Annotated in this window: 20 protein-coding genes; 7 read left to right on the forward strand and 13 right to left on the reverse strand. The window is 48.1% G+C overall.

The genetic code is table 11. The features are described 5' to 3' along the window. Window positions 1-13: 13 nt before the first annotated feature. The 10 genes from opp1B to ACOI06_RS13640 form a co-directional block, all read right to left on the reverse strand. Window positions 14-943 (reverse strand): nickel/cobalt ABC transporter permease, encoded by a 930-nt coding sequence (gene opp1B, locus ACOI06_RS13595; protein WP_420663137.1) that lies wholly within the window; start codon window positions 941-943, stop codon window positions 14-16. 32 nt (window positions 944-975) lie between these two features. After that, window positions 976-2,559: a nickel ABC transporter substrate-binding protein gene (nikA, locus tag ACOI06_RS13600; protein WP_420663138.1), complete on the reverse strand. Its 1,584-nt coding sequence runs from the start codon at window positions 2,557-2,559 to the stop codon at window positions 976-978. A 58-nt stretch (window positions 2,560-2,617) separates the two neighbouring features. After that, window positions 2,618-3,388, reverse strand: coding sequence for a class I SAM-dependent methyltransferase (locus tag ACOI06_RS13605; protein ID WP_420663139.1), 771 nt, complete (start codon window positions 3,386-3,388; stop codon window positions 2,618-2,620). Between the two features lie 245 nt (window positions 3,389-3,633). Then, window positions 3,634-4,599 (reverse strand): alpha-L-glutamate ligase-like protein, encoded by a 966-nt coding sequence (locus tag ACOI06_RS13610; protein WP_420663140.1) that lies wholly within the window; start codon window positions 4,597-4,599, stop codon window positions 3,634-3,636. A 3-nt stretch (window positions 4,600-4,602) separates the two neighbouring features. Beyond that, window positions 4,603-6,132: a UUP1 family membrane protein gene (locus ACOI06_RS13615; protein WP_420663141.1), complete on the reverse strand. Its 1,530-nt coding sequence runs from the start codon at window positions 6,130-6,132 to the stop codon at window positions 4,603-4,605. A 24-nt stretch (window positions 6,133-6,156) separates the two neighbouring features. After that, window positions 6,157-6,672: an ATP-dependent zinc protease gene (locus ACOI06_RS13620; protein ID WP_420663142.1), complete on the reverse strand. Its 516-nt coding sequence runs from the start codon at window positions 6,670-6,672 to the stop codon at window positions 6,157-6,159. A 449-nt stretch (window positions 6,673-7,121) separates the two neighbouring features. Then, on the reverse strand, window positions 7,122-7,571 hold the full coding sequence (locus ACOI06_RS13625; RefSeq protein WP_420663143.1) for a zinc ribbon domain-containing protein: 450 nt from the start codon (window positions 7,569-7,571) through the stop codon (window positions 7,122-7,124). 58 nt (window positions 7,572-7,629) lie between these two features. After that, window positions 7,630-9,030 (reverse strand): ATP-binding protein, encoded by a 1,401-nt coding sequence (locus ACOI06_RS13630; RefSeq protein ID WP_420663144.1) that lies wholly within the window; start codon window positions 9,028-9,030, stop codon window positions 7,630-7,632. A gap of 1 nt (window position 9,031) precedes the next feature. Beyond that, window positions 9,032-9,694 (reverse strand): response regulator transcription factor, encoded by a 663-nt coding sequence (locus ACOI06_RS13635; RefSeq protein ID WP_420663145.1) that lies wholly within the window; start codon window positions 9,692-9,694, stop codon window positions 9,032-9,034. A gap of 56 nt (window positions 9,695-9,750) precedes the next feature. Then, the gene (locus ACOI06_RS13640; protein WP_420663146.1) at window positions 9,751-10,107 is read right to left on the reverse strand and encodes a PepSY domain-containing protein; all 357 of its coding nucleotides are present in this window, start codon (window positions 10,105-10,107) and stop codon (window positions 9,751-9,753) included. A gap of 269 nt (window positions 10,108-10,376) precedes the next feature. Here ACOI06_RS13640 and ACOI06_RS13645 point away from each other — a divergent pair, with 269 nt between their 5' ends. Together ACOI06_RS13645 and ACOI06_RS13650 are read left to right on the forward strand one after the other, a co-directional pair. Next, window positions 10,377-10,703 (forward strand): PepSY domain-containing protein, encoded by a 327-nt coding sequence (locus tag ACOI06_RS13645; RefSeq protein WP_420663147.1) that lies wholly within the window; start codon window positions 10,377-10,379, stop codon window positions 10,701-10,703. 95 nt (window positions 10,704-10,798) lie between these two features. Continuing rightward, window positions 10,799-12,154, forward strand: a complete 1,356-nt coding sequence (locus tag ACOI06_RS13650) for a ferric reductase-like transmembrane domain-containing protein (protein ID WP_420663148.1) — start codon at window positions 10,799-10,801, stop codon at window positions 12,152-12,154. Between the two features lie 2 nt (window positions 12,155-12,156). Here the strand turns inward: ACOI06_RS13650 and ACOI06_RS13655 are convergent, their stop codons facing one another. Continuing rightward, a complete protein-coding gene (locus tag ACOI06_RS13655; protein WP_420663149.1) occupies window positions 12,157-12,711 on the reverse strand; it encodes a 5'-methylthioadenosine nucleosidase in 555 nt (184 codons plus the stop codon). A 199-nt stretch (window positions 12,712-12,910) separates the two neighbouring features. Between ACOI06_RS13655 and ACOI06_RS13660 the strand changes: the two genes are divergently transcribed. The 4 genes from ACOI06_RS13660 to ACOI06_RS13675 all read left to right on the forward strand — a co-directional run bounded on the left by ACOI06_RS13660 (window position 12,911) and on the right by ACOI06_RS13675 (window position 14,489). Beyond that, complete coding sequence (locus ACOI06_RS13660; RefSeq protein WP_420663151.1) at window positions 12,911-13,069, forward strand: hypothetical protein; 159 nt, start codon at window positions 12,911-12,913, stop codon at window positions 13,067-13,069. 27 nt (window positions 13,070-13,096) lie between these two features. Further along, window positions 13,097-13,621 (forward strand): sigma-70 family RNA polymerase sigma factor, encoded by a 525-nt coding sequence (locus tag ACOI06_RS13665; protein ID WP_420663152.1) that lies wholly within the window; start codon window positions 13,097-13,099, stop codon window positions 13,619-13,621. Window positions 13,622-13,796: 175 nt separating this feature from the next. After that, on the forward strand, window positions 13,797-14,327 hold the full coding sequence (locus ACOI06_RS13670) for a hypothetical protein (protein ID WP_420663153.1): 531 nt from the start codon (window positions 13,797-13,799) through the stop codon (window positions 14,325-14,327). Window positions 14,328-14,345: 18 nt separating this feature from the next. Then, window positions 14,346-14,489: a hypothetical protein gene (locus ACOI06_RS13675; RefSeq protein ID WP_420663154.1), complete on the forward strand. Its 144-nt coding sequence runs from the start codon at window positions 14,346-14,348 to the stop codon at window positions 14,487-14,489. A 117-nt stretch (window positions 14,490-14,606) separates the two neighbouring features. On the opposite strand, the gene ACOI06_RS13680 is transcribed toward ACOI06_RS13675, so the two are convergent. Both ACOI06_RS13680 and ACOI06_RS13685 read right to left on the reverse strand, forming a co-directional pair. Beyond that, window positions 14,607-16,034 carry a CoA transferase gene (locus ACOI06_RS13680; RefSeq protein ID WP_420663155.1) on the reverse strand — a complete coding sequence of 476 codons (1,428 nt, stop codon included), beginning with the start codon at window positions 16,032-16,034 and terminating at the stop codon, window positions 14,607-14,609. 94 nt (window positions 16,035-16,128) lie between these two features. Then, entirely contained in the window at window positions 16,129-17,781 is a 1,653-nt protein-coding gene (locus ACOI06_RS13685; RefSeq protein ID WP_420663156.1) for a thiamine pyrophosphate-binding protein, read from the reverse strand. Window positions 17,782-18,094: 313 nt separating this feature from the next. On the opposite strand from ACOI06_RS13685, the gene ACOI06_RS13690 reads away from it, so the two are divergent. Continuing rightward, window positions 18,095-19,225, forward strand: a complete 1,131-nt coding sequence (locus ACOI06_RS13690; RefSeq protein WP_420663157.1) for a CaiB/BaiF CoA transferase family protein — start codon at window positions 18,095-18,097, stop codon at window positions 19,223-19,225. Window positions 19,226-19,351 lie beyond the last annotated feature (126 nt).

Genomic DNA, 19,351 nt, shown 5'->3' on the forward strand with positions numbered 1-19,351 from the left:
CAACTAGCCCTCCTTACAGTCCGACAAGCCGCGGATTCAAACGGCGCTGTAGCCAGTCCGCCAAAAAATTAAACCCCAGAAACAACAGTGACATCATCAGGATGTATGCCTGAATCATGGGGTAATCGCGCCCAAAAATTGCCTGAATACACAAGCGACCAATTCCTGGCCACGCAAAAACACTTTCAATCACAACCGTTCCGGCAATGAGCTTGGGGATACTCATCCCCAAGGCAACCAAGGAGGTCTGCAAGGAGTTGGGTAGTACATGCCGAAATAGGATTGTGCGTTCAGACAAACCGCGGGCTTTGGCATAAAACACATAGGGCTGATTGAGTTGATTGAGCATCGTGCCCCGAATCAAACGCACATAAGTGCCGATGTAGCCCATCGATAGAGTCAATGCAGGCAGAATCACAGAATGATATTGCGTCATCCCACTGACGGGAAACCAACCCATCTGGACAGCCAAAAGCCAGATCAGTAAGAGACCCAACCAATAGTTCGGAATTGCCGTGAGGATAAAGACAATGCCGCGCGTCAAATAATCAACCCAACCCTGTCGGTTAAAAACACACAGCAGCGCCAGCGTCATCGACAAGACAACAATCAACACCAGCGTCACACCAGCCAAATAAAGCGTCGCAGGCAAGGCCAGTAAGATTTCATCGAGGACGGGAGTTCGCGTTAAAAAGGAGATCCCAAAATCCAGATGCACGATGCGAGACAACCAATCCAGATAACGAACTAAAAATGGCTGATCGAGTCCGAGTTCGACCCTCATCAGTGCAATCGCTTCGGGTGTTGGCACAATCGCATTGAGTCGCAACGACACTTCAGCAGGATCCGAGGGTGCCAAGCTCAACAAGGCAAACGCCACAAAGCTGATCAAAATGACCAGTGGCACCATCATCAGCAATCGCACAATGAAATAGTGACGCATCACTACCCTCACCAAAACTCAGTCGTAGACGCTCAATGTCCTGAAGCTGAAAACGTCATTTTTTCAAATGGAACTTCATACTGCGACGGATTAAAGCCCACGTTTTCCAGGGCTTTTTGGTGGATAGCTTTCGTTCTGGAGTACGTCAGCGGAATGTAGACCGCTTCTTGCGCCAAAGTACTGAAGAGCTCGGCATAGAGTGCCTTACGTTTTTCTTCATCGGGTGTGATGAGCAACTCATCAATCATGGCATCGAGCTGAACTTTGTTCGGTAGCCCTTTTTGGCCTTGATAATCGGCGTGTGCCGGAATCCGAAAAGACGACACAAACGAGGCTGGATCGTAAGGTGTGCCCCACGACAAAGAATATTGCAAATCAAAGTCGCCAGTGCGCTGTCGATCTAGATAGGCTTGTTTTTCTTCACCTAGCAAGTCGACCTTCACACCGATCTTTTTAAAATCATCTTGAATCAGCTCTGCGATGTCTTTTTCTGCCGCATTGGCCACGTTATATGAAAACACCAAGCTCAAGAGTTGCCCATCTTTTTGTCGAACGGTTTGACCAGCAGGCAGCACCCAGCCGGAGTCCTCTAGGATCTGTTGCGCAAGTTCCAGATCGTAGTCATACTCCTGCTGATCTACATCGCTGTAAGGCACATTACGAGCCATCAAAGTCTGCGCAACGGTTTCACTGCCGCCCATCACACCCAGTGCAATACCTTCTTTATCCACCGCATGCGACAACGCACGGCGCACATTCACATCAGACGTCACAGGTCGTGCACTATTGAGCACAATCGCGCGAGACGCAATGGGATCACTCATTTTTGTGCGCAACTTGCCATCGGCTTGTAAAGCCTCAAAGGCATCCATGCTCAACATGTCGCCATCAGCCCCAAAAATCAATTGAATATCGCCCTTTTGCAAAGCCAACAACAAGGTTTGTCGATCAGGAATCACATTCCAGTTCACCCCAGCTAGTGCAGGCGATTCTCCCCAATAATTTGGATTACGTTCAAATTGCGCTCTTTGATTTCTCTGATGATTCTTTAAGACCCAGGGTCCTGTTCCGGCATAGCTCGAGACACCATTTTTAGTGGCACCCTCTATGAAAGCCGTTGGAGAGATAAACCGAAAAGGCCGTGTCAGGCTTAATTCTGTCAACGTCGGGTAATAGGGATTTTTAAGCTTTAGTTCAACCGTATGTGTATCAATCACATTGACCGCATCAATTTGTCGAACCAATTCCAGCCAAGCATGGCGTTCGTAATTATCAATGACGGCATCGATGTTTTTCTTCACAGCCTGTGCATCAAACGGCTCACCATCCGTAAATGTCACATCATCACGCAAGTGGAAAGTATAGGTACGACCATCAGGGGAGATCTCCCAACTCTTCGCCAAATGCGGCACCAGCCCCTGTGAAGTTGTCAGCACCAGAGGCTCAAACACCATGTTCTGAGCAGCCATCTCACCACTGTACAGATGTGGATTTATGTCGCGAATGTCTTTCGTACTTCCGTACTCTAGAATCTGATCGGTTGGCGCAGCCGCCACTCTGAAGGTCAGACTTAAACAGATCAACGCAAATAAAACCACCACCCAACGAAAACTCATCTGCAAACGCATTACTTTTCTCCCCTCACATGGCTCTTTGACTGATTCAATCTACCTGTCACTTGTGCGAAACAACCATGAACATGGGCGTTGAGGCACCATTGATTTTTTCTTCTTCATTCCAGACTTGTTGCCAAATCTCGGTGTCTGCGACACACTTGCGAAAGCCGATGGCGGACAGTGTTTGCAAATCCCATTGTGGACGCAAAATTGAACTCAGGGGTAAACGTCGCGCAATGGCTTCCATGGCGACCGTATCGGTTCCCTCGTAATGATCGGCGACCCCAAACGTCACCGTATTGGCTCGATCTTCCTTAAAACCCTGCGCAAATTGTGCATCAAACAAATGCATATACCAATTTGCGTCAAAGACAAGTAAGCGTCCTTCAGGATTCAACAGCTCATACCAATGCGCATACGCCTCTTCTGGGTTTTCTAGCGTCCAGGTCACATTGCGACAGACAATCAGATCAAACGAGTTCTCAGCCAAAGCGAGTTGATGCACATCGGATTGCAAGAAATCAATCTCCACTCCATAAGCTTGCGCATTTTGGCGGGCGCGGCCAATCATTTCTCCACAAACGTCCACGCTTGTTACTTTGTGGCCTGCAAGCGCCAAAATAATGGCAAAAAAACCAGGGCCAGTTCCAACGTCCAGTACATTCAAACAGGGTTTTTCAGGCGCATTTTTAAGTAGAACTTCAGTCCAAATAGTGCGTTGCTCGGAATCAAGCTCCAACCGATTCTCATGGCTATAGCTCGCAGCTCGATCATTCCAGTAGTCAACAATGTGATTCAAAAGGGTTGGCTCAGCAACTTGCATGTTCATGGCGTTTGTGTCCCGTACGCAATCAAAATGAAACACAAACCTGATCGGCTAACAACGCACTAGATTTATTCACCAGAGGGCTCTTCTGCCTCAAAACTATAACGGTATCAGTGACAGGCTTGTATCCACTATAATCATCTTAGTGTTTGTAATCACGCCATGGTACTACATTTTCAACAAAAGCTCATACTACCTAAAAATAAATTGACTTTAAACGTAATTTTTATAAAGCTTAGACTGTGTAATCAATCCATCAGGCTTTGAGAAAAACGAACTCGGTCTTGCACATTTTCTTCAGCACCTTGTTTTTTAAGCATTCTGATCTGTTCTTCAACTTGCAAACAACGAGCCGCCAAACCCGCATTATTGGCAATCTGGATATTTAATCCTGGACGCGCATTGACTTCGAGCATCATCGGCCCATGTTCTTTGTCTAACACCATATCAACGCCGATATAACCCAAATGGCACATCTCATAGCAGCTTGCTGCTTGATGCAGTAACGCGTCCCAGTGCTTGACAGCAACACCATCCACCATGTTTCGGGTATCCGGATGATGGGTAATTCGCCGATTCATCCAAGACCCTTGCAAAGTGCATCCTTTGGCAAGATCAATCCCCACACCAATCGCACCTTGATGCAAGTTCGCTTTGCCTTGCGACTGTTGCGTGGGCAATCTCACCATCGCCATAACGGGATATCCGAGCAGCACGATAATGCGGATATCTGGCACGCCTGAATAACTAATGCGCTCAAAGATAGGATCTGATTTGACTCGATACTCGATGAGTGCTTGATCTGGTGCTCCACCCAGAGAGTACATACCTGTCAAGATATTCGACAAATGATGCGACAGATCATTTCGACTCAAAAGCCGTCCAGAAACCGTTCGATAAAGATCATCAAACCGATCTGAAATTACGACAATGCCTTCGCCTGCTGCACCATGCGCAGGCTTAATCACAAAATCATCATGCGCGTCAATGATTTCAAATATCTTGGCGATTTCTCGTTCTGTGCGAACAACCGCATAGGCTTGTGGCACATGAATGCCTCGGGCCCGCGCGCGCTCTTTAGTAAGCACCTTGTTATCGACCAGTGGAAAAAATTGACGCTGGTTGTATTTCAAAATGTAATCCGCATTACGTTGATTAATGCCCATCACACCTTTTCGACGTAAATCGCGCCAGGTTTTCAATAAACCAACCATAAATTAGTCCTTGATCATCGCGCGAAACCGGAACAGTTCTGTCAGGCGATAACCTCGATAGCGTCCCATCAACAACATGACGGCCATCATCATGAGCAACGTACCCGGGAAAGTGAAAACAAAATACTGGAGTTCAGGCTGACTCATGATCCAGAATGCCCCTGCGGCCGCCACCAATGTAATGATGCCTAATTTCACAGCGGCATGGCCACCTCGTTCATCCCAGGCAATCGACAAGCGCTCAATCGTCATGGTCAAAATCACCATCGGGAATAACGAAACAGACAATCCATAAGACAGGTCCAGTTTGTGGCTAATCAAACTAATCGACGCCATCAAGATCACCACAAATGTTAAAACCACCGACAAACGGGGCAATAGCTGTAATTTCAAATAATCCAGATAAGACCTGAGCATCAAACCGGCAAATGTGATGACTGTAAAGTACAGGATTCCCATTCCGAGACCGGTTTCACGAAATGCCATGCCAATTAAAACCGGCGTAAATGTGCCTAAAGTCTGAATGCCGATCAGATTTCTAAGTAACAAAACCAACAACACACCTAGAGGAATCATGACGATTAGCTTGTAGACCATCTGATCCGTCAAGGGCAAACCATATAAAGAAAACCCAAGAAACTGCGCCACAGAGTTATCGGGCTGCACCGTCTGACCAAGCCGCATGGCATTGATGGCACTGTGATTCACAGCGAACTCGACCTGTGCCTGACGACCCCCTTCAACCGTGACCAAAGGCTCATCACCAAACCACCAGATCAATTGATTATTAGCCAAACCTCGGGCACCCGTTTGCGGATTGAAATAAAGCCACTTTTGTCCATTGAAAGTACGAATCAATTGCGTCATCTGGGCGTTTCTGCTTTCATCCAAGACGAGGACATGCACGCGCTCAATGGGGATGTGCGCTTGCGACAACAGAACTTCCAACACATCGATCTTTTGTGTCAAATCAGCCTCGGGGCCCAGCAAAACCCGAACATGTTCATTCTGATTCTGATTGAGGCGCTGAATCGCTTCACCCACAAAGGTATCCACGTCTGCCGAATTCGATCGAATCGCACCTAACAACGCATCAACCGCCACTTTTTCTGGTGCAACTGTCTCAATCGCCTCGCGATAAACGGGTCCTTCTTCAGGTGACTCGGAATCACCATACCGATCATTGATGGTCAGACGATAAAACAAAGTTTGAGGGCCACTTGCCTTGCGTTTAGCCCAGGTAATCATCCGATTGCCATCGACGGTGTCAACGCTCACACCATAATCCGGTGAGACAAAGCTTTCGTTCAAAGGTACAAAGCGCTCGCGTAGTGGCGGTGCTTTCATTTGCACTTTAAGCGCGTAATCCCGTGTCGGTATAAACGTAACTTTTGCATCAATATTCCAAAGCGTATCGCTTTCACTTTGCGTCAGGGGCAGTTTCAGCACAAAAATCTGATGTGCCGTCAATAAAGCACCACTCAACGTCAATAGAATAATTAAGGCAAGCCAATGTACGGTGCGTGTTTCCATAAGTATTTTTTCTACTGTTTAAATTCAGTTTTTGCTAGGCTTTTTACCTAGAAGATAGCTGGCACTTGGATCCACAATGACACCAAAACTTTTTAATCCGCTGGCACCTAACAAAAAAGGATAGAGAAAGCGTGAACGATCTGTTAGGCCAACCTGAATCGTTTGCTCGTGTGACCCGAGTCGTATTGGTAGCTCCACGACAGGTCGCTCACTATATCCAAGACCCGAGTGTCCTGGCCCTTCTTCTGCACGGCGTTTGATGCGTGAAACTCGCGCAACAGGTAATTCATGCCATTGATCTTCGTAACCTTTGGCCAAAAGACGAAACCGAACCCAAGGTTGACCGTCTTTTTCAAAGCGCTCAATATCGCCTGCACTCATCGACGATGTGGTCGCCCCTGTGTCAAGCTTGGCTTTCATCCCCGCGTCAAACGCTGGAATCTCTATAAATTCGTGTAGCCCTGCAATAAACTGGTCACGTGGCACAGAAGTCGATTTCGAATTTTTGGCCATCAGAACATGAGGCAGACTTCCCAACAATAACAAAACACTCCAGATTGCTATCTTTCGCTGTCTCAATTTCAAAAACATCAAAAATCTCCACGCATTGTCGTTTAAATACTCAGCAGGCCATATGGCTAGAGCCATGTAGTTAGATCAAAATCTGCGCAAGCCAGACATTAAGTCCGTCACAACAGCTTTTAAAATTCCAACCTGCAAGACTTCACATAATCATGACAACCATCATCTGGTTTAAGTTCCATTTCCAGTACTTTGGCGATATGAACCCAGCGTACTGCCCGCTCACGCAACGATTAGAACAACATTGACCCAGACTTCAGAACTACAGGCTAAGCCGTGAAGCATCAAGATGATGCAGCGTGATACCACAGCGCAAACACGCCCCACAACACAATGGGTAGCTAAACAAAAGTCCAACAAATCCCTAGGGCAATCCGCACTGCCGTTTTCATATGCAATATAGTTGCCTAAGTAAACAAAACTGAGCGTTTACGCCAGTAAACATAATTGGGCCAGAACCACAGAAACCCCATCATCGGCACTGTCAAAAACAACTTATTAACAAAGCGACCGGAGTCATCAAACGCCAACACACCCGCCAGAGTCAGCCCAACTGCAGTAACCATCGCCCAATTCAAAGTCCATCCCCAACGCTTGTGTTGGTGCAAGCCCAGGGCTGTTACCCCACTGAACAGAGCTGCCAACGAGGCCCAGAGCCATGGCATTTGATTCTGTACTGCGAGCAGCCCAAAGAGCACACAGAACAACGGTAAAAATACATAACTCCAAAGCTTCAGCCAACGTAATCTTTTGGTTGGATCTTGCTCAATCACTCTGGGAACAGGTGTTTTACACCAATGACAAAACACTGCCTTGTCCGCCAGCTTCACGCCACAGTGTGTACATTCAATTGCCATTGATTTAACTCCTGCAAAGATCTGGCCTAACGTTAATTGCGCACCCACATTTAGGAGTTCATTTTAAGGCCACAATGCCTGGCAGAATCAGCACCACCTTCAGACCACCGTACTCAGAACGTTGCGCACCGGCTTGTCCTGCATAAGCATGGGCTAAATCACGAACAATCGCCAAACCCAAACCACTGCCAGGTGCACGCTCATCCAGTCTGACGCCCCGTTCAAACATCATTTCACATTGGGCAGCAGTCAAACCTGGCCCATTATCCTGAACAACAATTTGTAACTGCGACATTGTTTCAGAGCCCACCTGCGTGACCTCAATCCAAACATCACGGTCAGTCCACTGACAGGCATTGTCCAGTACATTACCCATCATTTCCAGAAAGTCTTGTCGATCCCCCTGAAACAGCAGATCCTGTTTTTGCGCATCCACATGCCACTGCAATGCCTTGGATGCATAGAGTCGATCCAATGTATGCACAAGCTTATTGATTTCAGGCACCACCTCAGTTGCCACACCCGGCATACGAGCCGCTGCGATCGCTCGTGCGCGTGCCAGATGGTGGTCAATCTGACGACGTGCAATATCTGTTTGCTCAAAGACCAACCGCCCCAGTTCACTCTGGTCATTGCGACTGGCATTCGTCATCACGGTTAAAGGAGTTTTAAGCGCATGCGCAAGATTGCCTGCTTGCGTGCGAGCCGATTGAATAATTTGTTCACCTGTTTCAAGCACCGCATTAAAGTCATCTGTCAACGGTTGAATCTCAGCAGGAAACATACCTTCGATACGTCTCGCTGAGCCGGTTTGAGCCGCCTGAAGGCTCTGTCTCAAACGCCGCAAAGGCTTTAAAGCAATACTTAGCTGCACCCACACGGCTATAACGGTCACAAGACCAATGAGACCTAAAGAAATAATCAGTAGACGCTCAAAACGTTGCTGAGGTTTACGTAACGATTCGTGATCTGTGGCCACAATCAGTCGCCAAGTACCCTCACCCTGCGCTGGTGTCACCACTTGAGTCTGAACAACCAAAGTTTGCGCTTTTGGGCCAGATAAAAGCCAAAGCCCTTGCTGTCCCTTTTGAGGTTGTGCTTGCGAAAAGTTTAGAACTTCATCCCAGAGTGATCTTGATTGAAACACACCAGTTTCAACTGAACCATCTGCATGAATCTGGTCAATCTGCCAGTACAAACCTGAAAACGGTCTTTGCATTCGAGGATCGGCGGGCTCATTTTCGAATGTCGCCACGCCTGAAGCATCAATATTCAAACCAGCCGCCAACTCATTTAAGTGGACACGGACTTCACGGGCAAGTTGCTCACTCATGGTTTGTGTAAACACCTCTGAGAGCACCCAACCTGCAATCAGTACAGAAGCCACAATGCCCAAGAGCGTCCCAATCAGCAAACGCGCATGTAACGAATTCCACCAACGTGCAGTCAAATGACCCATATCACGATAAAGCTTGCAAGCGATACCCCATACCACGAACGGTTTCAATGGAGTCGGGAGGTAGTTTCTTACGCAATCTGGCGATGAACACATCGATTGTGTTGGAATCGCGATCAAAGTCCTGCGCATAAACATGCTCGATCAAATCACTACGACTCACAACCTGACCTGCGTGTTGCATTAAAACAGCCAACACTCGAAACTCATGCGCGGTCAGTGTTAGGGGTTGACCATGCACGGTCACTCTTGCTTGACTCGTATCCAAGACGATTGGACCTGATATCCACTGAGCAGTCGTGTGCACACTGGTACGTCTTAGCAATGCCCGAAGACGAGCCAGCAGTTCTTCCATATGAAACGGCTTAGTCAGATAATCATCTGCACCTGCATCCATGCCAATGACTTTGTCATGCCAACTATCCCGAGCCGTTAAAATCAGCACTGGCATGGTTCGCCCAGCTCGACGCCAACGAGCGAGCACTGATAAGCCATCCAGCAAAGGCAAACCCAAATCTAAGATGATCACATCGTAGTTTTCGACTTCGCCCTGATAACAGGCTTGTTCTCCGTCACTCGCTACATCAACGGCATAACCAGCTTGGCTCACAGCGTCTTTTATCTGTGCAGCCAATACGGCATCATCTTCCGCAATTAAGACTCGCACACCGTGCATCCTTGAATAAAAAACAGAACTGAAAATTACCGACAAGCTTTGTTGCGCTATTCAATGTTTCGTCCTTTCACTTCCATTAGATCACCTGTTTTGGCATCCACACGAATCTGAATCAGCGCACCAGACGGTTGTAACCATTTGAGCTTATAGTCATACCGCCCATCATCTTGTTTGTATTTCACCGAAACCATTTCACCTGGATACTGCGTTGCAATCCGCAACAAAACTTCTTTTAGGGGCAAAATCAAACCGGCTTCAACAGCAGCTCTGGCTTGGTGATGTTCTTTGGTATGACCGGTATGACCATAAGATAAGTTAAGACCAGCCATCAACAACACCAGCATCAAAATCAGTCGGTAGCCCATCGTTCGCACACTCACATTTGGCATTCGCTGGATGTTCATATTTTTGAAATCTATTTAAAAAGGCCATACATGCCATTCATTGGCCTTTAGCAAACCTGAAAATCAGTCGAATCGCACGCTTCAATCCACTTTTAATCAAATTCACATGAACAGATTATGAACAAATGTTTCATCGTTCATTCATGGACACCTTGTCACAATAGCGTCAATCGCCTCAAAACCTATCGATCTAAGAAGGCAGGCGAGACAATCTGTGCGGTGTTTTGTTGCTGCACAAAAACGAACTAATCCACAATGAAGGTACTCGTATGACACAGTTTTTTCGTAAACCCACACGGCTTCTTGCAACAAGTCTGCTCGCATTGTCTGCAGCCACACTTTCAGTCCCAACATTTGCTCAGAACAAGACCGCTGCAGGACAGCCTGCCTTGACATCAGGTACACAAGGGCATTGGGTAACTATGCGTGAAGTGCAAGACAAATTAGAAGCCAGTCACAAACTACAAATTCGTGAGATCAAACGCAAACACTACGGCTATAAAGTCAAAGCACGCGATGAAGCCCAACGCAAAGTCAAACTATACATAGAACCACGTGAAGGCAGCGTGGTCTATGTTGACTACGATAATGACTAAACCCCTTAAAGTATCAATCAGCTTGCGGCAGTACTGACATCTGTCGCAAGCAAACCTAAGAACAAAAACAATATCTTTGTATTGTGTGAAACGCCATGAGCATCAGAAATATTTTATTGAGCTTCACTGGGCTCATTGTATTAACCTGGGCTTGGGATGCCTTAATTTTGCATCCCGTCAGCGGTGAGATCATTTGGGTCGTGCGACAACATGCGCTGTATCTAAGTGGGTTACTCGCATTTGGTTTCATGTCATTCATGATGTTTTTAGCGACTCGCCCAGTTTGGCTAGAAAAGTCAGTCGGCGGCATGGATAAGATCTTTGCTCTCCACAAATGGGGCGGCATTCTAGCCATCGTGTTTGCTCTGGCACATTGGCTGTTAAAGCTGGGTAGTGGTCCGATACAAAGCTTGATAGGCAAAGTTGGTAAATCAGTGAAACCGCCGCCACTGGCTTGGATGCTTGAGTACAAATCCATCGCCAAAGACATGGGTGAATGGGCTATCTACGCACTCCTCATTATGCTCGCCATCACGCTATACAAGCGGATTCCTTATCGTCAATGGCGCCTACTCCACAAAATCATGCCAGTCATTTATCTGGTGCTTGTCTTTCATACCCTGGGTCTGATGCCTGCTGTTTACTGGGCAGGGCCAAGCGGTTGGGTCACTTTAGTCCTTCTAGTCATTGGGACTGCCAGCGCGGTGATTGCTCTAACACAACGTATCGGGGCTACACACCAACACGCTGGACACATCCTCGAGATGTCACAACCTGCTGACAATGTATTAGAGCTTGTCTGTGATCCCGGCCCACAATGGCCTGGCCACACACCGGGCCAATTTGCATTTTTACGTTTCGATACACACGAAGGTGCGCATCCATTTACGATCAGCGGCACACGCCAGATACAAACATCAGAGCACGAGACCCAAACTCAGTTGGTGTTTGAAATCAAAGCACTGGGCGACTACACCAAGGGCTTGCGACAACGTCTTCAAATCGGACAAGCGGTTCGTATCGAAGGTCCCTATGGTCAGTTAGATTACCGTCATGGTCGCGAAGACGCGCAGCAAATCTGGGTGGCTGCGGGTATCGGCATCACGCCATTTCTAGCTTGGTTAGAAAGTTTGGCCACAAACCACTCTCTTCAAGAGAACAAACCTATTACGCTCCATTACAGTGTCCGCAATGCGCAAACGGACCCATTTGTAAAACTGGTGCAATCTTTGTGTGACAGCTTGCCATTTGTCACACTCAATATTCACGATGCCAGTCAACAACAAAGGCTAACCATCCAGGACTTGATTGCGCCCGAAGCTGCTTTGAATGATCCACACGACATCTGGTTCTGTGGTCCCAACCAATTTGCCCAAAAACTGCGTCAAGATCTTCGAGCTCGAGGTCTTCGACAAACCCAGTTTCATCAGGAAATGTTCGAAATGCGTTGAACTTATAACAAACTAGCTAATTTTGTCAGAAACAACTCACGCCCATGGTGAACTCGACTTTGCCAATCTTCACCAGACTGACTGTCAGTATCATCTGTAATGAATTTGAATGAACGCCATGGGATGTTGTATTTCTGGCAAATAAACGCCAGCGCAAAAAGCTCCATATCCACCACATCGACACCTTGCGCCACTAACCACTCATCTGTCTCACGAACAAAACTGTCACCAGTGGCGCAACGTACCCCTTCAAAACTAGAGGAAAAGCGATTCAAGGTCTCGTCATAAGGCGTCACACCGCGGGCGCATAATGGTTGAGCATCCATGTCACGCTGAATCACATCTGCCACTTCGACTAAGCCTGAGACTTGACGAGACACTCGTCCCACCGTTCCAAAGTTAATAATTTCTTTAGGCTGATACTTTGCGATCCCTTGCATGAGCGCATACGCAGCATTCAATTTACCGACACCGGTATAAATGACCGGAATATCAAAAGGAATCGGCGTGTGATTTAGCTCATCTGGAAGTGCGGCAACAATAATTCGAGCTGACATGACAAATCCTTCTATTGAAAAAACGAACAAGCAAGCAAACAAACGACTATTTAGGCAGCGCCATCATACCGAATGCAATGTGAAGCGCAAATGATCGTTGACATGTAGTGATATTGACACTTTAATCCTCAAAATACTTTATAAGTTCTAAAGAACACATCAGCCAAAAACATCAAACTAGACCAACAGGCAAATAAGAATGACTGAAACTGCAAGCACTATGATCGATCAGGACCACGCGCTCATGCAACAAGCAGCCCAAGGTGATCTTGCGGCATTTGAGCAACTCATGCGACGTTATAACCAAACCTTATTCAGAACCGCGCGCAGCATCCTGATTGATGACATGGAAGCGTAGGACGCGGTCCAAGAAGCCTGGTAGAAAGTGTTTCAGAATTTGGGTGAGTTTCGTGGACAATCCCGCCCTTCAACCTGGTTCATCAGAATCGCCATCAATGAATCCCTGATGATTGCCCGTCGAAACAAATCACGCCAATCAGTCATCCAATTGACAGACACAGATCTCGAGGCTTTTGAACACATGTCAGAAGAACACGCCACCCCTGCTCACAGCACAGCATCAAGACCTGATGACGAGCTCTGGCAAGCCCAGTTGCGTGAAGAGCTCGAAATGCAGATTGATACGCTGCCTCAGATGTATCGGACCGTTTTTATGTTGAACGGGGTTGAAGAGCTTTCTTATGAGGAAGTTGCAGCACTCCTGGAAATTCCACAAGCAACTGTTCGGGTCCGTTTTATGCGTGCGAAGAAATTACTACAAACTCAACTACGAGAACCCTTTGAACAGCATATGGACGGTGTGCATGCGTTTGACGGTGCGCGCCGCGATCGAATTGTTCAAGGGTTTTTTGAACGTCTTGAGCAATCAAAACCTGCAAAAAGCCAATAAGACAAACAAAAAATCAACAAAAACAATACGTTGAAAAAATAAAAATTGTTTTATCAAAAAACCTTCAAAACTTTGAAACAGAATTGAACCCCACTGCATCCAATGGGTAAGCCAGCCAAAAACTGGACACATAAACCACCAGATTATTTCTGACTTACCTATTTGGAGCATACTCATGTCTCGCACACAACAACGTTCACACTTCGCCCGCAAACTGGTCCTCAACACCCTTTTTAGCGCCGCTTTATTCGTTCCAGTCTTGGCACCCTCCACTGTCTTTGCACACAATGGCGTTTCACATGGTGCTGAAATTGTGATCCAAGCAGGTCCCCAAGGATTGGCCTTAAAGAACGCGATGCGTGATCTCTGGGCTCAACACATGGAATGGACTTACGCAGCTGTCACCGCTTTTGCACAAGACTCTGCAGCATTTGATGCCACTGCCAATCGACTTATGCAAAACCAGCTCGACATTGGCAATGCAATCAAACCGTTCTATGGTGAACAAGCGGGTGATGCTTTAGGTAAATTACTGCAAGAGCACATTGGCGCTGCAGTCGAAGTTGTTCAAGCGGCCAAGGCCAATGATGGTCCTGCAGCCGAAAAAGCCATTGCTGGTGCCTATGAAAATGCACAGGAAATCGCCGACTTCCTGGCACAAGCCAATCCAAACTGGCCCCAAGAGATGGTCCGCGACATGCTCTAAGGACACTTCGACACCACCTTGGTGTATGCCACTGCGCTATTAAATGGTGACTATGCCAACGGGATCGAAGAATATGGCAAGGCAGAGGCACATATGATGCTGTTGGCCGATGCGCTGACACAAGGCCTTATCCAAGCTTTCCCAGAGAAATTCAAAAGCTAATGACGCCCAAGCATTTCAAGGTCAGACGGCTAAACGTGTACTGAGTGATTAGGTACATAATTTAGCCGTCTGATGACGAAAGTCCTTTGACTCGCTCACCACCGGTTCACCTCAAAATCAACGCGCCAACCAAACGGGATCATGCTCACCCAACCGCGGCAGACTTTGACCCCAGTCTGAGGGTGTCTGTGACAACTCCAATACAGGCCCCAACATCATCAAATCCCCATGTTCATCACTATGCATTGGAACCTGACGGCGTGACAACTGCTCAGTCGTCAACTCCTCTGGGGCGTCATCAAACTCAGCCAATAAACCTTGCTCTTGTACAAACATAGCCGAACGACAAAGCGAAACTTCGACCTGCCAACTTCCACCCTCACGCGCCCGTCGTCCTAATGCCAGCAAAGCACCGTAAGTGCCTAAACAACCTGTCGTAAAGTCACAGACTAAGGGTGTGATAATTTGCGGCGAACCTTCCAAGGCCATACCATGCGCGTCACTGAGCCCTGTTACAGTCTGTGCAATCTGCTCCCACCCGCGGCGTTTTGCGAAAGGCCCATCATAACCGTAGCAACTGACGTTCACCACCACAATGCCAGGACGCATGCGCACCAAATCTTTTGTCCCAAAGCCTAGTGCATCCAACGCCCCCGGTCGAAAGCTGTTGACTACGACATCGGCCTCTTGGACCAACCTTGTCAATTCAGCAACACCTTGTGGGGTTTTAAGGTCCAGAAAACAGCTGCGCTTACCAGGACTTGTGTCACGCAGATGCTCAGGAGCTTGCAACAAATCCTGAGAAGTCACCATCAGGACATCGGCACCATGCTCAACCAAACCCCGACTCACTATCGGCCCCGCAACAATCCGGGTCAGATCCAACACTCTTACCCCAGACAACGGACGATCACCTGGATAAAAAGCTTCTGGCTCAGATTCACCCACACGGGTGAGCTGTACAGCCGCACGACTTGCCAGATAGGCACCATGTGGATGCGCCAACCATTCGTCTCGCGTGCGAACCACTCCACCACAGGCACCCGCCTGCGCAATGGCTTCTTCCAGATCCTCAGCATCCCAACGTGCAACTGCTTCAGACACAGACTCAACCGTATCGTCACAGCCCAACACTTTGAGCACCTTTGCGCCTAGGTCCAGACTAAAGTGGGGTGTAAACCAACGTCCGTCACGCGTGCGATAAGGTCGACAAAGCTGCATGACATGCGCTCGGTCCGGCGGCAGTGGCACGGTGCTGCACGTTCCATCTTCATTGCGCGACTGGGTATAAATTACTGTTCGTAACGAAGCCGCTGCTTCAGGCAAGCTGACCGCAATCTTCTGTCGAGGATGTCCACGCAACGCCCAAATATCGTTAATCGCAACGCCGGTTGCCGCAACTACAGCGGTGATCGCCTCGCCCATTCGCAAAGGTGAGCGGTAAAACGGATCGGCACCCCTGACAGAAATCTCATCGTCGAGCGTATCCGGACAAGCACGGATTGCCATCAGCTCATCAAAAGCTCGACTGTTCCAACTTGTCATATCAAATCTCCTCTTTTAGTTTTTATCGAACGTCAAACCGACTAATGCAATGGCATGGGTCTCACGTTCAACGTCGTGGCTTGTGATGGCTCTGTTAAGGCTCTAGTTTTGCGTAAGGATAGTACGCAGGGGCTTCACCAATGGCACGCATATCCACCTCCACTAGGCGCAACCCTGACAGAGAAACCGCATTGCGCACGGCTTGTGCAAATCCATCAGCTGTTGTCACACACTCATAATGGGCATCCACGCACTTGGCCAACTGCTCAAAATTCGGTGCTTCTAGGTCACCATAAACTCTGCGCCCGCCGTAGGCCGCATCTTGCATATGTTTAATCACTCCATAGCCCGAATCATTCATCACTACCATCAGAAGGTTCAGATTCTCTTGCTTAGCGGTCCACAATTCGCACACATTCAGCATGAAACCTGCATCGCCGGATAACAAAACAGTGTCTCGCCCTTTGGATGCAAAAGCGGCACCAATGGCCAGTGGTAAACCTTGACCAATACCTGCGCCCACAGGGTGCGCTGCTGAGCGAGGCGTATACATTTCATAGAGACGATGTCCCCAAGTGGAGTTAGCAACAGTAATATCCCGAACCCAAAGCGAATCTTTGGGTGTGGCTGCGCGCAACGCTTGGGCAAAATCTTTGTATGGACCCAGTGTCTTTTTGTATTTCTCTCGGGCTCGCGACTTCAGATCAGAAAATTCAGTCGCAAACTGCTCATCAATCTGAATCCGGCCTTTGATTTCTTCCAATAAAGCTAAAAGCGTTGCACGACTATCGCCCTGCACGAACAGCTCACTGGAGTAGCTTCGCCCTTCTGCGGCAGGATCCAGATCAATCTGAATCCGTCTTGCAGGGAGTTTCACAGACTGATCAATTGTTTCTTGGCCTCGCAAACGTGAACCCACGACAATCATCAAATCGACGGTGCCGTAAAAATCCTCGATCTCCTTGCTGCCGGACCCATTGAATGCGCCTAGGGTCATCGGATGGTCTTCCGGCACAATGCCACGGGCAGACCAGCTGCTGACCATCCCAAAACCCAAATCCAGAAACTCTTTGAGAACATCGCCACAGTCGATGCCACCATTACCAACCCACAACATCGGACGTTTGGCTTGGCTCACCATATCGACCAAGCGTGAGAAAGCTGCTGGCGCTGGGGCCGGTGCAGGTGTTTGCACTAGATTTAGCAAATGCTCAACATCATCAATCTGAGGCTCATCACAAAGTGTTTTTTGGATATCGATTGGGATCTCGACACTCACAGGTCCTTGGGGAGCTGTCATTGCTTCTTGTGCTGCGCGCGTGAGAACACCCCACGCTTCTTGTGCTGTGCGGACACGATAGGCTGTCTTACAAACACTTTGCATCATGCCCAGCTGATCTTTCACACCATGCGTCGTCCCTGTATCACGTTCAAGGTACTGTGAAGGGACCTGACCCGTAATGTGCAACAACGGCGTGCCCGCAAAGCTCGCTTCCAATAGGCCTGAAACCGCGTTGGCCGCACCCGGTCCTGTGCTCGTAATCAACACACCCAAATTTCCGGCGATACGAGCAAATCCGTCAGCCATATGGCTAGCGCCCATTTCTCCACGGGTCATGACGACATTGATTCCACCTTCACGCGCGATCCCATCCATGATTGGGATGTTATGCACCGAGATGATGGCGAACACCGTATCGACCTTTGTAGCCTTCAAAAATTTAGCAACCAAATCTCCAACAATCATGTCTCTTCCTTTATGTGTGAATTGATTCATCTTGTCACAATCACCAACAACTGTTTTTGAGTGTAAGCGCTAAAACAACACAATGACCGTGCTCTAGTTCAAGCGGTTTCGAGCTACTGAGCATGATTCATTTTGTCAGCATGACGTCACTTTTAAGCTTAAACATGAAGCTGAAAACTATATTTGCTATCGGACAAACAAGAACCCGGTCATCACTAAGAGAAAACGAACACGTAGGATTTACGCTAACCTTTGCCATACTCATCGACAAAACGGAACATGAATTCCATAAACAATTCAATGGAGACAACACATGGCTGGCCCACTAACTGGTTACAAAGTATTAGAGTTTGCAGGATTGGGCCCTGGTCCGTTTTGTGCAATGATGCTGGCCGACATGGGGGCTGAAGTCATTCGAATAGACAGGCATTCTGCTGCTTTCTCTGGGACAGGTCGCACGATTGTCGAGCGTGGACGACGCACGATTAGCATGAACATCAAGGCAACCGGTGCACACGATGTTGTGATGAAACTCATTCAAAACACTGACGTGCTTATTGAAGGCTATCGTCCAGGCGTAATGGAGCGATTGGGTTATGGGCCCGAAGTTTGTTTAGAAGCCAATCCAGCGCTTGTTTATGGGCGTATGACCGGTTGGGGTCAAACTGGACCTCTGGCACAGACGGCCGGCCATGATCTCAACTACATTGCCATCACGGGCGCCTTACACGCTATGGGATACAAAGATCGTCCTCCCACTCCACCCTTGCATGTTGTAGGCGATCTCGGTGCTGGCGCCATGTCACTGGCGTTCGGTATCGTATGTGCTTTGTTGGAACGCTCGAAGAGTGGTCAAGGACAGGTGATTGATGCTGCCATTAGTGATGCCACCTCAACACTCGTCACGCCCTACCACGGCATGATGGCAAATGGACGATGGAATCCAGAACGCCAATCCAACCTGTTGGATGGCGCCGCACATTTTTATGCCTGCTATGCATGTGCTGATGGCAAGTTTATTTCGGTCGGCGCCATTGAGCCTCAGTTTTATCAGGCATTTCGCGACATTCTTGATCTAACTGATCCCGATTTTGATGATCAATGGGATACAGCTCGTTGGCCATTACTCACAAAAAAGCTAACCACCCTATTCCTCACCCGCACTCGAGATGAATGGTGGGCACGTTTTCAAGGCAGTGACGCTTGCGTGGCTCCCGTACTTAGTTTTGAAGAGGCGCAACAGTTCGCGCACCACACCGAGCGTCACGGATTCACACAAACCAACGGAGCGATTCATCCTGCACCCTCCCCAAAATTCAGTCGCACACCGGCTCAGGCACGCCCCATGGCAGAAAAAGCAGGTGCACACACACTCGACATCCTTCAAGGACTCGGACTGAACGAAAAAGACATTCAAACTCTGCACCAAGCAGGCGTTATATGAAATAAAACAACACCAAACCCAAAAGAATCAGCACAAAGCTGGCGATCAAGCAGAGTTTCTAAAAAGATGTTATAGTTCTTTTCCGTTGCAGTACATGGCGCATTAGCTCAGTTGGTTAGAGCGACG

The organism is Orrella sp. 11846 (assembly GCF_048820935.1).
Classification (GTDB): Bacteria; Pseudomonadota; Gammaproteobacteria; order Burkholderiales; family Burkholderiaceae_B; genus Algicoccus.